Source organism: Acinetobacter sp. A1-4-2, assembly GCF_040233925.1.
GTDB lineage: Bacteria > Pseudomonadota > Gammaproteobacteria > Pseudomonadales > Moraxellaceae > Acinetobacter.
This window is the reverse complement of record NZ_CP157981.1, coordinates 1,082,633-1,096,952: the sequence shown is the minus strand read 5'-3', so window position 1 is coordinate 1,096,952 and position 14,320 is coordinate 1,082,633. Positions and strand designations below refer to the sequence as shown.

The following is a 14,320-nucleotide window of genomic DNA, read 5'->3' as shown; positions in this document are numbered from 1 at the left end:
TTAGCTCCATGCGTGACGCGGTGGCGGAACATCGTTCAGGTAATAATTCCCGACGATATTAAACTTCCAGCGTACAGGGTCATGTAAAGTATGTGTGCGTGCATTGCGCCAGTGACGGTCTAGGTTCAATTCAGAAAGTGTTGAGCGTGTGCCAGACAGTTCAAACAGCTTATTGGCAGCCAACAGGGCAATTTCAGTGGTCAGTACCTTCGATTCGGCCGTAATTAACGTTGCTTCAGATACTGTCTCTTCCGTCGGGTTTTCCAAAGCATGGTCAATCGCTTCACCGGCTAAAGCCAGAACTGCTTCGGCCGCACGCAGCTTGATTTTTAATTCACCGATATTGGCAATGGTGTACGGGTCTTGCACGGCCTGTTCCAGACCAGAGTCAATCCACGGACGTGCATGCTGGCGTACATAAGCAATGGTTTCATCAATTGCACCGCGCGCAATACCCGCATCAATAGCAGACTGGATAAATTGTGAAATCGCCCCTGCTGCCGTAGGACGTTCAAATGCCTGATAGATCGGCACAACATATTTCAGATCGACTTGTACATTGTCTAGAAGTACTGAACCGCTCACAGTGGTACGCTGGCCAAAACCACTCCAGTCATTCACAATGGTTAAACCCGGTGTATGCTGTGGCACCAGTGCTGCAAATGGCTTGCCTTCATCACTGACCGCAACCACGGGAATCCAATGCGCCAGCAGTGCACCAGTAGCAAAGAATTTCTGACCATTAATCACCGCATGGTCATCCTTGAACTCGATTTTGGTGCTCAGATCTGCCACTGTTTTTGAGCCTTTTTCTGAGAAGGCATTGCCAAAACGCTGTCCTTTTAGCACCTGGTCAAAAAAGAATGCCTGCTGTTCTGGACTGGCATCCAGACGGATATGTTCCAAAAAGGCCCAATGGTTCTGTGCAATTTGCCCCAATGAGGAATCTGCACTGGAAATGATTTTTACCACTTCTGCTAGGGTTTTATAGCTAACCCCGGCACCACCGAACTGCTTGGGAATCGTAATTCCCCACAGGCCTGAAGCTGAGTACTGCTGTATTTCCTGCAAAGGCAGAAGGCGTTCATGATCACGTTTGGACGCCTCTTTGGCAAAAACAGCCGCCAGCTGCTGCGCCACTTCAATTGCTTCTTCATCTGACTGTATAACATGTGCCAATTGGTCATGTTGATAAAAATCTTTTGGAATATTGTCTGCATGTTTCAGATTTATTTCAATTTTGGATGTCATTATAAAATGCTCTAGTTACCCTATATATAATGGATAAAAGCTAACATTATTTTTAAAGACTATTTATAATTTAATAAGCGAAGCAAATCATTTTAATTAAAATGTTATGTAGTATTTATTCTTAGAATTTCATATTTTTATATAAAGGGTAAAAAGAAAAAATAGACTTCTTTAATGGATCATTTTTTACTCAGTTTCATGTTGTAAATTCCAGCGATTAAATTAAATCTAAAACTGAGTATTTTCCCTTTATTTCGATAACGTTCAGCAAAGATAGAGAAGAATCTGATGGTCTAAGCTTCACTTGGGTGATCTGCCTTCAGACGGGGTAGGCTTCTGTAATTGATCAAGTATTAAATAAAAAGCTAACCAGGAGATAACCGTGTATCGCTTGAACTGAGGGTCAGAAAAATTTTTATATCCATATATATCATCTATAGATAATGTATAAATCCTGCAAGATTTTCGGTACAGATAATTACCCAAAAGTTGTATGTTTTGGTTTATTAAAGAGATACCGTCTGAAACGTCAAGAAAATTATTGAAAATTCATGCTCAATAATCTGCTTGATAAGGTTGTTGGTGTTTGAGTACACTATAATAAAGATGAACCAACTTCCTCATTGCAGCTCCAATCGCTATCATTTTAGTTTTACCATTCGCCAATAATCTTTCATTCATCCCTTTAATATGATGATTATGCCGAATGGCGACAATGGCTGCCATATATAAACCGGCACGTATTTTGGAAGAGCCCGCTTTGGATAAACGGCTTCTGCCATGAATGGTGCTACCTGATTGCTTTTGAGTGGGGACCAAGCCAACAAATGCGGCCGCTTGACTAGCCCTTTCAAAAGTATGGCTACGCAAGAAACTGAGCATTAATAAACTGGTTCGATCTGCAATGGCTGGAATACTGCTAAGCAGTTCTTTATCATTTTTTAAATCAGGATTCTGATCAATGTGATCATCAATTTGCTGGTCGATACCCTTAATGTGTTTGTTTAACTGTTCAATACTCTTGTGGATAGACTGAAGTACAGGTTCCATCGTGAATGGTAAACTGAATAGCCACCAAAATTCTAGACACACATAACCATCTTTTGATGGGCCTTTTCATAATCTAATGGAGAACGCTGACCATTGGAACCATGTCTGCGTTTTGAATTGTAGAACATCTCAATATATTCAAAAATATCCGATCTGGCTTCAGTTCTTGATGCATAGATTTTCTTCTTAATTCGTTCCCGCTTTAATAGCTGAAAGAAGCTTTCTGCAACAGCATTGTCATGGCAATTCCCTCTACGACTCATACTACTTTCAAGATTATGATGCTTGAGAAATGTCTGCCATTCATGGCTGGTGTATTGGCTGCCTTGGTCAGAATGGATTAGGACTTTGTTCTTTGGGTTTCTTCGCCATAAAGCCATCAATAATGCATCTAAAACCAGGTCTGTCGTGATTCTGGATTTCATCGACCAGCCAACAACAAGACGTGAAAACAGGTCAATCACAACTGCGAGATATAGCCACCCTTCATGAGTACGGATATAGGTAATATCTGTCACCCATATTTGGTTGGGATAAGTTGGATTAAATTGGCGGTCTAAAGTGTTTGCGGCAACGATAGCTGGATTACCAGCGTGAGCTCTAGGTTTACGATAGCCACGCTGTGATTTGAGACCATTCGCCTTCATGAGCCGATGTACTCGATTAATCCCGCAACTTTCACCAACATCTTTTAAATCACAGTGAATCTTGCGATAGCCGTAGATACCACCAGATTCCAGCCAGAACTGTTTAATCAATCCTGAAAGCTGTTGCCGTTTCCTCGCAGTTTTACTGGTGGGTTGCTTTAACCATGCGTAATAACCACTGTGATGAACATCCAGAGCTGAACATAAACGACGGACAGGCCATATGTGCTGATTGTCCTGAATAAAGGCGTACCTCATTTGGACTGGCTTGCGAAGTACACCGCGGCCTTTTTTAATATGTCTCTTTCTTCAGTGACCCTTTGCAGCTCTTTTTTTAACTTTGCCAATTCTGCACTTGGATCAGTAGATTCTGTTGTCTTGGGTTGCTGTGGATCATAACGTTTAATCCAGGCATATAAACTATGTGTGGTGGTTCCTAAACGTGCAGCAACTTCGGTCACACTATGACCTTTCTCAGTGACTTGTTTTACTGCTTCAATTTTGAATTCTTCAGGATATCGTTTACTGCTCATAAGCACCTCGTTAATTAGCCATTTTATCTAACTAAAAGGTGTCTACAAAATCGGTGGCTATTCAAACTCTTCTACAGATGTTAAGCGAATTGCATTTGATGATGCTTTTATCTCTAAAGGTTTATCTAGCAATATAGTTCTTAGATGAATAACCCTACACCTAAAATCTATCGTACAACGAATTGGTCTTCTTATAACCTTGCCTTGATTATCCTTCCTGAATAAATTCAATTAATTAGGTAGACCTTACACCCGATTTATCTTAAGTGTTGATGGTTTGGGCAAACCTCAGCTTTTGAGTGTTTGTGCAACAAAGCCCATTTCACCTAAACTATTAGATTTTGCAGTTTTAACTGCACGTCGGCCCAGTAAATTTTTTTAGCTAGATCGTTAGAAATGGATTTTAAAAATAAGGTCTGGATTATTCCCCAAGAACGGTTGAAAGCAGATAAAGAACATCGTGTCTATTTGGGGAAAACAACCCGACTTATACACTTATTGGCTCTTCAATATTGGTCTGAATGTTTCATTCAATAGTCAGCCAAGAGATTCAAGAAGCATCTATAGTCTATTTATTTGCGACAATAGAAAAATTAGTATTTGTATATTTTAGAAACTAATAGGGTTATTTTAATTACCGAAAAACTAATACAGAGATTGCGCAAGTTTTTTAATATTTGCTTGTATTTCATCAGGAGTATGCGCTGCATAACCAAACAGTACGGCTGGTCTTTGGGATGCAATTTGACAATATCTTGATAAAGGCTGTACAGCTAAACCCACTTTTTCACATTCAATAAGAAATTCTTTTTCAGTCCAACCGTTCTTAAGCCAACATACCAAATGAATTCCTGAATCGGTAGGCTGTACAATTAGTACATCTGAAAGATAGGTTTCAATTGCTACAATTAAAGCCTGTTGACGTTCGTAACAGGCTTTACGCAATTTACGCACATGCCGTGCATAATGACCATCTTTAATAAATGCAGCCAGTGCCACTTGTTCCAGATAGGAACTACGCGTGTCGGTATAATATTTTGCCAGACTAAAAACCTCAATTAAGGCTTCAGGAACGACCATAAACCCAAGTCGGAATTCAGGAAACATCATCTTAGAAAATGTGCCTGCATAAATCACGCGTTGCTGTTCATCTAAACCTTGTAATGCTTGTATTGGGTGTGTTCCATAACGAAATTCGCTGTTGTAGTCGTCTTCAAAGATCCATTTTTGATGTTGGGTAGCCCAGTCCAATAAAGCAAATCGTCGAGCAAGGCTCAGGGTGTCACCAAGTGGAAATTGATGTGAGGGAGCTGTGTAAATGAGTTTGCTTGCAGCATGGTCATGAATAATTTCTTCAACTCTCATCCCCTCCTCATCACTAGTAATAGGATTTACTATGGCAGCAAAACTACGGAATATATTTAAGGCTGCGTCATAACCAGGCTCATCTAAACACACTTGGTCATTTGGCTGTAACAGCGCATACGCAGCCAAATGAATCGCCTGTTGTGTTCCATTCACAATCAGAATTTGCTCTTCCTTACAGTTTAATCCTCGTGTTGACTTAACATAATGACAAATTGCCTGACGTAAAGGCAGATAGCCTCGGGGATCATGAAATTGGCCTAATTGATAATAAGATTGTCGCCATGCACGCCCTAATAATTTACCCCAAAGTTCATGTGGAAATAAGTCGACACAGCCTACACCCACATGAAATATTTTCTTTTCTTGACTTGATAATGTCTGCTTATTCCAATGACGCAACAAATTGGTGAAATGTGGATTAATGTTGATGCTTTGCGTAGGTTGAGATTTTGTCTGGGTTATATTATTTTGAATTTGAATTAATTGGTCTGGAATGACAGCAGCAACATAAGTTCCTGAACTTGGTTTAGTGACTAAATAACCTTCATCGAGCAAACGTTCTAATCCCGCCAATACAGAATTACGGGAAATGGACATCATCTCTGCCAAATTGCGACTTGAGGGCAGTTTTGTCCCCCCAGATAGACGGCCTTCTAAAATTGCATCTCGTAAAACACAATATAAACCATCTTTTATGGGTTGCCCTTTAGGCAAAATTAAATGTGGAAAATAAGCAGAAGATGACGTTGTCATAGTGAACTGGTACTTCTAAAAACACCAAAACTGTATCTTATGACAATACCATGATTAAAAATACACTCAACGCTTTCATGGTTAAAGTTTTCAGAGGTTGGCGTTATGTCGGTTCGACTCGCAGTTTTTCACCGTTATTCCAAGGATTTACTCCCTCCTATTTTGGCAGGATTAATTTCGGTAATTGTCAATTATGGGAGTACATTCATTTTAATCTTCCAAGCAGCACAAATGGCAGGACTTAGCCCAGAGCTTACAGCTTCATGGGTATGGTCGATTTCTATTGGTGTTGGTATCACTGGAATATTATTAAGTTGGTACACTCGAGAACCCATCATTACGGCATGGTCTACCCCTGCTGCAGCATTTCTCATTACTGCTCTTGCGACTATTCCCTATGCTGAAGCGATTGGAGCATATTTACTTTCTGCCTTAGCCTTCGTAATTTTAGGAATTACTGGTTATTTTGAAAAACTGATTCGCCTGATTCCAGTAAGCATTGCGTCAGGTTTGTTGGCAGGGATTTTATTACAATTTGGTATTACTGCCTTTACCAACACGATAATCGACCCACTTCTGACCCTGTCATTATTTCTGATTTATCTGGTTATCAAACGTTTTTCTGCACGATATGCCATCGTCAGTGTTTTAGTTTTTGGTTTTATTTTTTTAATCTTTCAGTCTCGAATTGATTTTGCAGGATTTGAATTGAAATTAGCCTCACCGATTCTTACTGCTCCTGATTTTTCCATCAATTCCTCATTAAGTATTGCCGTACCTTTATTTTTAATCACATTGACAGGGCAATATATGCCAGGTTTACTGGTATTAAAAAATGATGGATTTAAAACCAATGCCAAACCCATTCTTATTGTCACAGGTTTAGGTTCTTTCATCATGGCACCCTTTGGTGCTCACGCATTTAATCTTGCAGCAATTACTGCTGCAATCTGTACAGGTAAGGAATCTCATGAAGATCCATCTAAACGCTGGATAGCAGGAATTGCCGCGGGGATATTTTATATTTTGGTTGGGATTTTTGGCGTCACACTTGCTGCAATATTTACAGCATTTCCAATAACTTTTATTAGTACGCTGGCAGGTCTTGCCTTGTTAGGCACTATTACTGGAAGTCTAACCAATGCTATGAGTGATGGTGAAAGCCGTGAAGCAGCTTTAATTACCTTTCTTGCCAGTGCTGCCAATATTACATTATTTGGGATTGGCGGAGCATTTTGGGGATTGATTTTAGGCTTAATCGCTTATTTTGTCTTGAATGGCAAATTTAAACGATTTGTTTTCGGATGATGTTATAAAAAACGGCGAATGATTAGAAATCTTCAATATTCTGTTGGAAGTATTTTTTTCACGGTGTCGCGTATAAAAATCTTCAACTGGTACTGTAAAAAATACGAAAACCGTATCTTAAAACAGTACCATATCAAGATTATGCTTTACCCATCAATTTTTAATCACCAAAAATGATGGGAACATCACTATGCAAAAGCAAAATATTCAAGTAACACCAGCACAGTGTCAAGACTACCAACACTGGCTACCATATTGGCTTGCCTATCAGGAATTTTATAAAGTTAATTTATCGAATGAAGTCACACAAACCACATGGCACCGCTTTTTTGATGACGCTGAGCCTGTGTACTGTGCTGTTGCCAAACAAGGCGACAAAGTTTTAGGCTTTGTCCATTATGTCATTCACCGCTCAACTTGGGCAGAAGCAAACTATTGTTATTTAGAGGACTTATATGTATCGCCTGAAGCACGTGGACAACACATCGGGAAACATTTAATAGAATATGTCCAAAAGCAAGCGCATACTCAAAAATGTGATCGTTTATATTGGCATACTCAAGAGACAAATCTGACTGCACAGAAACTTTATGACTGGATCGCTGAAAAACCTGGAATTATTGAGTATCGTATGCCTTTATAATTAGGTTATGTATCAAAGCCAAAGTCCACAAGATTTTGGCTTTTATATTTATTAACTTACAATTCAGTCATGAAAATTTGATGTAATGTTTGAATAATCTTGGTTATTTCAGTTTCATTCAGTGAAGCAAAGCCAAAACGTATGTGAAAATATTCTAAGCTGGTATTTTCTACACGAGAACCAAAGCAATATTCAGAATCAATCTGCAAATGACTTAAAGCTTCAGTATAGTGAGTTTGATAATCTAGATTAAACCGCACCCATAATGCCATTCCCCCTGCTGGTGCAGTAATCTCAACGTTGTCCTGAAAAAATTGCTGAAAAGTCATCACGGCAAAATCTCGACGGTTTTGATAAATTTTGCGCATCTTCCGTGTATGCCGCTTGATTTCACCTTGTTGCATCAACTCTGCAATCGCCAGTTCTGTAATGGCATTGCCCTGCTTATCAATGAGTAAAATATCCTGTTTCATGGCTTGGATAATTTCCAAATCAGCAACCACATAACCCACCCTTAAACTTGGTGAAAATACTTTGGACAATGAACCGATATGAATCACTTTTTCAGCAGCAGGTAAACTGATTAAAGGAGGGATAGGACGACTGTCATAGTGAAATTCGTGATCATAATCATCTTCAATAATATAAAAATCAAAAGTTTTAGATAGTTCCAAAAGCTTTAGTCGCCGATCCATCGACATGGAAACAGTCGTTGGATATTGATGATGTGGCGTAGTATAGACTGCTGCAACCAAATGATTTTTTAGTATTTCTGTTAAGTGTTCGGTATCTAGACCATGTTGATCTAATCTGACCCGCACAATTTGAAAATGGTTGGATAAGAAAGTTTCCACTGCTGGTGGATAAGACCACTGCTCCACTACAATGACCTGACCTTGTACTTGTAGCTTGGCAAGCACTCGAGCTGCAAGGAATATCCCCATTTGGCTTCCGCGAACCACACAAATATGCTGTATTGTGGTCTGAATAAATCGCTCCATTGACAACATATTTAATAAAGCTTGACGTAATTCCAGCACCCCTTGCGGGTCACCATACCCCATAATTTGCTGCCTCGTCACCTTAATCAAGGCATGACGATAAGCACGCGAAAATAACTCATATGGAATCAATCGAGTATCAGGAATCCCATCATTTCTAATCGCCGCTTCCTGTGGAGTAGATAATTCAGTAGAAGTTTGAGCTGATGTCATTAGAGCTAATGTTGAGTCAAGTTTGAGATCGGGTAAGTGTTCAGAAATAAACGTCCCTTGTCTTGGCTTTGAGACTAACCAGCCCTGAGCTTCTAAATCTTCATAAACGGATTGTACTGTTTTCCGATTAATCCCCAACTCATCCGCTAAGGTCCGCGAACCTTGCAAACGTGTGCCCTGCTTTAATCGCCCAGACAAGATTTCCTGAATAATCTGGTTTGTGAGTTTGAGAAAAATGGTTTTTTCTTTACGTTCAGCAAGATGTAGTCGCATTTCCCACGATTGTTGCATGATTATCTGGACCATATAAGTTTTAAAAACTGGATATTTTCTACCATCCACAAGTTTCTTATTCTGCCCATGTCCAAATGACAAATCAACCGAATAGGAGGTCTTATGGAAACTGCACTACTTGATAAACAGCAGATCATGCACAACGCTCAACAAAGTATGCAACAACATTTTCAAGATGAAGACTACACCGATCAACAAAAACTGGCCTTAACTTGCCGTATCTTATTTGATCATGGTCATGATGCTGGACTTGCTGGACAAATCACCAGCCGAACGGAAAAAGGTAATACCTTTATTACTCAACGTTTTGGTTTAGGCTTTGATGAAATCACTGCGGCCAACTTATTAGAAGTTGATCAAGACCTTAATCCTTTAAATGGCGAAGGCATGGCAAATCCAGCCAACCGTTTCCATACTTGGATTTATAAAGAGCATCCCGAAGTGAATTGTATTATTCACACCCATCCAACGCATGTCGCTGCGTTGTCTATGCTCCGTGTGCCTCTCGTTATCTCACATATGGATACCTGTGCTTTGTACGAAGATTGTTCTTTCGTAGGAGATTGGCCTGGTGTTCCTGTTGGCAATGAAGAAGGGATCTTTATTTCTTCAGCATTGGGTAAAAATCGTGCTGTTTTATTGTCTCACCATGGACAGTTGGTCACAGGAAAAACCATCGAGGAAGCTTGCAATCTCGCTATATTGATTGAACGTACGGCACGCTTACAACTTTTGGCCATGGCAGCAGGTCAAATTCAACAGATTCCACACGAATTAGCCAAAGAAGCACACGACTGGGTGTCTACAGATAAACGCAACAAAATCAATTTCGCTTATTACGCTCGTAAAGCTTTGAAAAATCACTCTGATTGCATTGAAGGAGAATAACCATGAAATTAGAAGGCATTATTGCTTACCCAATTACTCCTTTTAAAGCTGAAACACAGGAAGTTGATTTTGATGCATTGACGATTACGTTAAATGCTCTACTCGAGCATCAATGTGATGCAATTGCACCACTTGGCAGTGCTGGAGAAAGTGCATATCTATCTTGGCAAGAATGGCAACAAGTCGCTCAAAAAAGTATTGAAGTTGTTAATCATCGTGTACCTGTCATTCTAGGTATTTCTGAACTCACGACCTCAATGGCAATTCAAAAAGCTAAAAAGGCTGAAGAGTTAGGTGCTGATGTGGTTATGGTCATTCCCGTCTCCTACTGGAAACTGACGGATCAGGAGGTTTATGAATATTACCAGCAAATTGCAGCAGCGACTAAACTCCCTATTATGGTCTATAACAACCCTGCAACGAGTGGTTTAGATATGTCACCTGAGCTAATTGTCAAAATGTTTGAAGAGATTGAAAACATTTCTATGGTAAAAGACAGTACAGGTGATATTCAACGTATGCATAAATTCCATGAGCTCACACAAGGGAAATTGCCTTTTTATAATGGCTGTAATCCTCTAGCACTTGAGGCATTTTGTGCTGGCGCAAGTGGTTGGTGTACCGTTGCTCCAAACCTCTTGGGTAAACTGCCGAACCAACTATACCGAGCAGTAAAAGATGGTGATTTAGCTCAGGCACAAAACCTTTTTTATAAGCAACTCCCTTTATTACGTTTCATCGTGCAATGTGGTTTACCGAAAACAGTGAAAGCGGGCCTGAATGAACTTGGGTTCAATGTCGGTGACCCTAGAAAACCTTTACAAAAGGCAAGCTTAGCTGAGACAAATCAATTAATAGGTTTTATCAAGCAAGCAACTCATATTTAACTTTATAGGTTTCTTAGCACTGTATTTGACTCTTTAAAGTTAAGTTTTGATGGACTTTTTTTTCGCCTTATCTAAAAATTGAAGATCGAATCGTAAAATGCAAATTCATATCATATCGATCTTCATCTAAATTAAAAAATGGATATTGGAGTAATATCCATTTTTTAGCTAACCTGAATCGCAGATAAGAAAATGACTTGAAAAATAAGAGGACTAGAGCCATCAGTTGAGTTACCACACAAAACCTAAAGCCCTAGTCCTGATGTTCAATAGTACCGAATTATTCTGCGTAATTGATGATTTCTTTCTGAAATTTGAAGCAACTTATTGGAAATTTCTCAAACAAAGCCGTCATTCGTTAAGAGTCAGAACTGCACAACTTAAACTTTCTGAAATTTGCTTTATTGCCATTTGGTATAACTGCTCCCACTTCATTAATTTCAAAGCATTCTTCTCATGGTTGAAGCAGGATAAAAGTCATTTATTTAAAAGCTTACCCTGTTACCAAAGGATGATTCACCTGATCAATATGCACTACATGCTTTACATGTAGCTGTAATGAAAGGTCAATATAAACAATATTTATGGATTGATTCAACGACTCTACCAGTCTGTAAAAATCAACGTATTCAACGTCATAAATCATTAGCCAAAATTGCATCCCGTGGTAAAAGCTCAATGGGCTGGTTCTATGGCTGTAAGTTACATGTTGTTATGAATCTTTTTTTTAGCAGCTTAAAGAAGGAAAGAATTAAAAAGAGGATCTATAAAACACGAGAAATGGCACGAGCAGATGTATTTGATTACATCAAGATGTTTTACAATCGGATTAGGCGCCATTCGTATCTCGACGGAATGAGCCCAGAAGCATTTGAGGCAGCTTCAAAATGAGGCTGTCTCGTGTCTAGGATACTGGGAGCAGTCCAGACATATTTAACAGTTGCGTAAATTGATCACGATAAGCAAATTGTGAAGCTAAGATAGCGGTATTGATGCGACCATCATCTAGTAATAAATTAGGTGCATTATTTTTCATAAAAAATGCATAATTATCTGTTGAAATCAATAATTCTGATGCTTTAAAAGTTACTGTAAATCCAGATTGTGTAGATTTGGTTGAGTAGTTTAATGATACATCACTACATGAACGACTACTGTTTTTACCAGGATATCTATTATCAGAACTCATTAAATGGCATAAATTTAATTTACCAAGTGAGCTATGAAGATTTCTAAATGTACTATAGAAATAATGTTTAATATGCCAATTTGTATCAGTCATTTGATAAAAATCATTACTTCCGACTAATCCTTTTGTTGGCTTATAGGCATTATATTCAGATTCAGGCACAATAATTGAAAACACATTATCATTGGAAACAAAAGAATAGCTTTTAGTATCTACACCTGTTGCAAATGAACCGCCTAGTATTTTTTGATAAAGACCTGTTTTTTCTCCTGTTACTTGGCATCCAGTAAGAAGTACAGCGTTACTTCAGAAAACTGTATAAAGTAATTTATTCATACTGATTACTCAAAGTTGTAACTTACATCAGAAGCTGTATTTGGTGATGGGTATTGGAAAATACGTTCATTTTCATGGTCGAAATATACTTTCCATGAGTTAGAGGGCTTCTTACACTGAAACAGCCCATAATAACTTTGTAAATTTGGAGAGCTTAAAACTTCAGCACCTCTATATGGAACAAGTGGCATAGGATGTTTTTTTAGCTGAATGAATTCACCCTTTTCTCTGTCACAGTATTGTTTTGCTCTATCCCACATAATGGTGCCTGCACCATATGAAACATTGTTCATTGTTATAGTTCGTTTTTTGTCAAATCTATGTTCGAAATATTCTTGAGCTGTCGGATAAGCGGCGTAATCTTTTTCACTGATTTATCCGATAGAATTCCATTTATCTACAAGTTTATTTAAAAAACCTGCATTAGTAGATGTAACCATTGTTGCTGTACACAATGTGAATAATCCGTATAGTGCAATAGATTTTGATTGCATAAAATATGTATCTTTAGTAGCGTCTTAATTAAACTTAATATTATCAATTTATTATCATTTTGTGTGATATATATCACAAAATTTTGAGAAATATGAAATTTAAAAAAATTTTCATATTGATATAATTAAAGCACAAAAGAACAGGAAGTTCTAAATGACTAGTTTTAGGATGGATCTAGTCGACAGCAACCTTAGCATACAGTTTCTGAATCAGCAGTAATGCCTGTCCAGCGACCTGACTTTTCCTGGTCACATGCAGTTCATGGAATTTACGACGTGCATTGTGCCATGCAGCCCACTTCAATGATCTGGCCTGATTTAAAGCGTGCTTTATAACCACTGTAATCATCACAGACCAGATTCATGCTCTTCTGTTTTTCAAGTTAATTTCTTATCCGCGATTCGCGGTTATTACTAAAGTTATTAATAAACATATTCCTTAAGAGCAAGGTTGATGTTTCATTCTCAAATTAGGCTGCATATTTATCTAGTTACCGTTATGAGATATCAGCAGCTCCTTCATAGAGTTTATTAAATAGGAGAAATACAATTTTAAAGATTTCTAAAAATCACTCATGTATTCTAAAATCTGCTGAATATATTCATTATTATCTATACTTCGATAAGCCAATGTAATTGGGCTATACGCTTCCTCATCTAGGATAGGAAGAAACTTTAAATTTTTTATACCAATAGCGCTTGCACTTTTTGGAATTATACATACACCCTCACTGGATGAAACTAGTCCAAGTGCCATATGAATTTCCCTTACTTCAGTTAAACTTTGAGGTATTAGATCTAATTCAGAGAAAATATTTTGAATAAAAGTTGAAAAATTTGGCTTCGGGGTATTTGGATATATATATATGATTTCACTTAATATTTGTGATAAATAAATCCCTTCATTATGATAATAGCCTAATGCATGATCATTATGTACGGCAAGTAAAAGTCTCTCATGTTCTAGAATTGTTCTTTTTATTGAAGGATCACTAATTCCTAGTCGTCCAAACCCAATATCAATTTTTCCAAGTTTTAAAGCTTCAACTTGCTCTCTAGTCCCACACTCAACCAACTCAACTTTAATACCATTAATATTTCTTCTCAGATAATCAATTAACTCTGGTAATTTCCAGTAAAATAATGAGCTTACATAACCTATTCGTACTGTAGTATCTGTTACTTTATATCTATTTACCATTGATTTGGCATGTGCAGACAAGGTCAATATCTGAACAGCATATTGATAAAAATATTGTCCTACTTCTGTTGTTTTTACGGGACGTGTACCTCGCTCAAATAAAGTTACCCCCAGTTGAGACTCTAAATTTTTAATTTGTCGTGTTAAAGGGGGTTGTGCCATACACAATTTCGAAGCAGCCTTAGTTATGCTTTTTTCTTCTACTACTGTTACAAAATACTTTAAAGTTTTTAATTCCATTGAATCGCCCCATTAAATACCTTT

At 38.1% G+C, this 14,320-nt stretch carries 12 protein-coding genes and 5 pseudogenes; 7 read left to right on the top strand and 10 right to left on the bottom strand.

Features of this window, described 5'->3' with window-relative positions; genetic code table 11:
* The 4 genes and pseudogenes from ABJ384_RS05395 to ABJ384_RS05380 all read right to left on the bottom strand — a co-directional run bounded on the left by ABJ384_RS05395 (position 1) and on the right by ABJ384_RS05380 (position 3,481).
* Positions 1-1,251: an SfnB family sulfur acquisition oxidoreductase gene (locus ABJ384_RS05395; RefSeq protein WP_349929352.1), complete on the bottom strand. Its 1,251-nt coding sequence runs from the start codon at positions 1,249-1,251 to the stop codon at positions 1-3.
* 179 nt (positions 1,252-1,430) lie between these two features.
* Positions 1,431-1,541, bottom strand: a pseudogene (locus ABJ384_RS05390) (IS5/IS1182 family transposase); the annotation flags it as partial.
* Positions 1,542-1,806: 265 nt separating this feature from the next.
* Entirely contained in the window at positions 1,807-2,343 is a 537-nt protein-coding gene (locus ABJ384_RS05385; RefSeq protein ID WP_349929350.1) for a transposase, read from the bottom strand.
* Positions 2,334-3,481 (bottom strand): IS3 family transposase gene (locus tag ABJ384_RS05380; protein ID WP_349927412.1). Its coding sequence is split into 2 segments (ribosomal slippage): positions 2,334-3,235 and positions 3,235-3,481, totalling 1,149 coding nucleotides; the frame shifts between segments, so codons are not numbered across the junction. The genes ABJ384_RS05385 and ABJ384_RS05380 overlap by 10 nt, the downstream gene beginning before the upstream one ends.
* 313 nt (positions 3,482-3,794) lie before the next feature.
* Between ABJ384_RS05380 and ABJ384_RS05375 the strand changes: the two are divergent.
* Positions 3,795-3,952 (top strand): annotated as a pseudogene (locus tag ABJ384_RS05375) (integrase); the annotation flags it as partial.
* A 174-nt stretch (positions 3,953-4,126) separates the two neighbouring features.
* Here the strand turns inward: ABJ384_RS05375 and ABJ384_RS05370 are convergent.
* Positions 4,127-5,602 (bottom strand): PLP-dependent aminotransferase family protein, encoded by a 1,476-nt coding sequence (locus tag ABJ384_RS05370; protein WP_349929348.1) that lies wholly within the window; start codon positions 5,600-5,602, stop codon positions 4,127-4,129.
* Positions 5,603-5,707: 105 nt separating this feature from the next.
* Between ABJ384_RS05370 and ABJ384_RS05365 the strand changes: the two genes are divergently transcribed.
* Together ABJ384_RS05365 and ABJ384_RS05360 are read left to right on the top strand one after the other, a co-directional pair.
* A complete protein-coding gene (locus tag ABJ384_RS05365; protein WP_349929346.1) occupies positions 5,708-6,910 on the top strand; it encodes a benzoate/H(+) symporter BenE family transporter in 1,203 nt (400 codons plus the stop codon).
* A 190-nt stretch (positions 6,911-7,100) separates the two neighbouring features.
* Entirely contained in the window at positions 7,101-7,553 is a 453-nt protein-coding gene (locus ABJ384_RS05360) for a GNAT family N-acetyltransferase (protein WP_349929344.1), read from the top strand.
* A gap of 56 nt (positions 7,554-7,609) precedes the next feature.
* On the opposite strand, the gene ABJ384_RS05355 is transcribed toward ABJ384_RS05360, so the two are convergent.
* Positions 7,610-9,073 (bottom strand): PLP-dependent aminotransferase family protein, encoded by a 1,464-nt coding sequence (locus ABJ384_RS05355; protein WP_349929343.1) that lies wholly within the window; start codon positions 9,071-9,073, stop codon positions 7,610-7,612.
* Between the two features lie 90 nt (positions 9,074-9,163).
* Between ABJ384_RS05355 and ABJ384_RS05350 the strand changes: the two genes are divergently transcribed.
* From ABJ384_RS05350 to ABJ384_RS05335, 4 genes and pseudogenes are all read left to right on the top strand, one after another.
* Positions 9,164-9,949 carry an aldolase gene (locus tag ABJ384_RS05350; protein ID WP_349929341.1) on the top strand — a complete coding sequence of 262 codons (786 nt, stop codon included), beginning with the start codon at positions 9,164-9,166 and terminating at the stop codon, positions 9,947-9,949.
* Between the two features lie 2 nt (positions 9,950-9,951).
* Positions 9,952-10,836, top strand: a complete 885-nt coding sequence (locus tag ABJ384_RS05345) for a dihydrodipicolinate synthase family protein (protein ID WP_349929339.1) — start codon at positions 9,952-9,954, stop codon at positions 10,834-10,836.
* 262 nt (positions 10,837-11,098) lie between these two features.
* Positions 11,099-11,556, top strand: a pseudogene (locus tag ABJ384_RS05340) (transposase); the annotation flags it as partial.
* A 3-nt stretch (positions 11,557-11,559) separates the two neighbouring features.
* Positions 11,560-11,727, top strand: a pseudogene (locus tag ABJ384_RS05335) (IS3 family transposase); the annotation flags it as partial.
* A gap of 13 nt (positions 11,728-11,740) precedes the next feature.
* Here the strand turns inward: ABJ384_RS05335 and ABJ384_RS05330 are convergent.
* The 4 genes and pseudogenes from ABJ384_RS05330 to ABJ384_RS05315 all read right to left on the bottom strand — a co-directional run bounded on the left by ABJ384_RS05330 (position 11,741) and on the right by ABJ384_RS05315 (position 14,296).
* Positions 11,741-12,187, bottom strand: coding sequence for a hypothetical protein (locus ABJ384_RS05330; RefSeq protein ID WP_349929337.1), 447 nt, complete (start codon positions 12,185-12,187; stop codon positions 11,741-11,743).
* A 179-nt stretch (positions 12,188-12,366) separates the two neighbouring features.
* On the bottom strand, positions 12,367-12,654 hold the full coding sequence (locus tag ABJ384_RS05325; RefSeq protein ID WP_349929336.1) for a hypothetical protein: 288 nt from the start codon (positions 12,652-12,654) through the stop codon (positions 12,367-12,369).
* Between the two features lie 394 nt (positions 12,655-13,048).
* A pseudogene (locus tag ABJ384_RS05320) lies at positions 13,049-13,214 on the bottom strand (transposase); the annotation flags it as partial.
* 203 nt (positions 13,215-13,417) lie between these two features.
* On the bottom strand, positions 13,418-14,296 hold the full coding sequence (locus tag ABJ384_RS05315) for a LysR family transcriptional regulator (protein ID WP_349929334.1): 879 nt from the start codon (positions 14,294-14,296) through the stop codon (positions 13,418-13,420).
* Positions 14,297-14,320 lie beyond the last annotated feature (24 nt).

Excerpts from the sequence above, each read along its gene's own strand:
- ABJ384_RS05395 (WP_349929352.1), bottom strand. The coding sequence starts at position 1,251 with ATGACATCCAAAATTGAAATAAATCTGAAACATGCAGACAATATTCCA.
- ABJ384_RS05370 (WP_349929348.1), bottom strand. The coding sequence starts at position 5,602 with ATGACAACGTCATCTTCTGCTTATTTTCCACATTTAATTTTGCCTAAA.
- ABJ384_RS05365 (WP_349929346.1), top strand. The coding sequence starts at position 5,708 with ATGTCGGTTCGACTCGCAGTTTTTCACCGTTATTCCAAGGATTTACTC.
- ABJ384_RS05360 (WP_349929344.1), top strand. The coding sequence starts at position 7,101 with ATGCAAAAGCAAAATATTCAAGTAACACCAGCACAGTGTCAAGACTAC.
- ABJ384_RS05355 (WP_349929343.1), bottom strand. The coding sequence starts at position 9,073 with ATGGTCCAGATAATCATGCAACAATCGTGGGAAATGCGACTACATCTT.
- ABJ384_RS05350 (WP_349929341.1), top strand. The coding sequence starts at position 9,164 with ATGGAAACTGCACTACTTGATAAACAGCAGATCATGCACAACGCTCAA.
- ABJ384_RS05345 (WP_349929339.1), top strand. The coding sequence starts at position 9,952 with ATGAAATTAGAAGGCATTATTGCTTACCCAATTACTCCTTTTAAAGCT.
- ABJ384_RS05325 (WP_349929336.1), bottom strand. The coding sequence starts at position 12,654 with ATGAACAATGTTTCATATGGTGCAGGCACCATTATGTGGGATAGAGCA.
- ABJ384_RS05315 (WP_349929334.1), bottom strand. The coding sequence starts at position 14,296 with ATGGAATTAAAAACTTTAAAGTATTTTGTAACAGTAGTAGAAGAAAAA.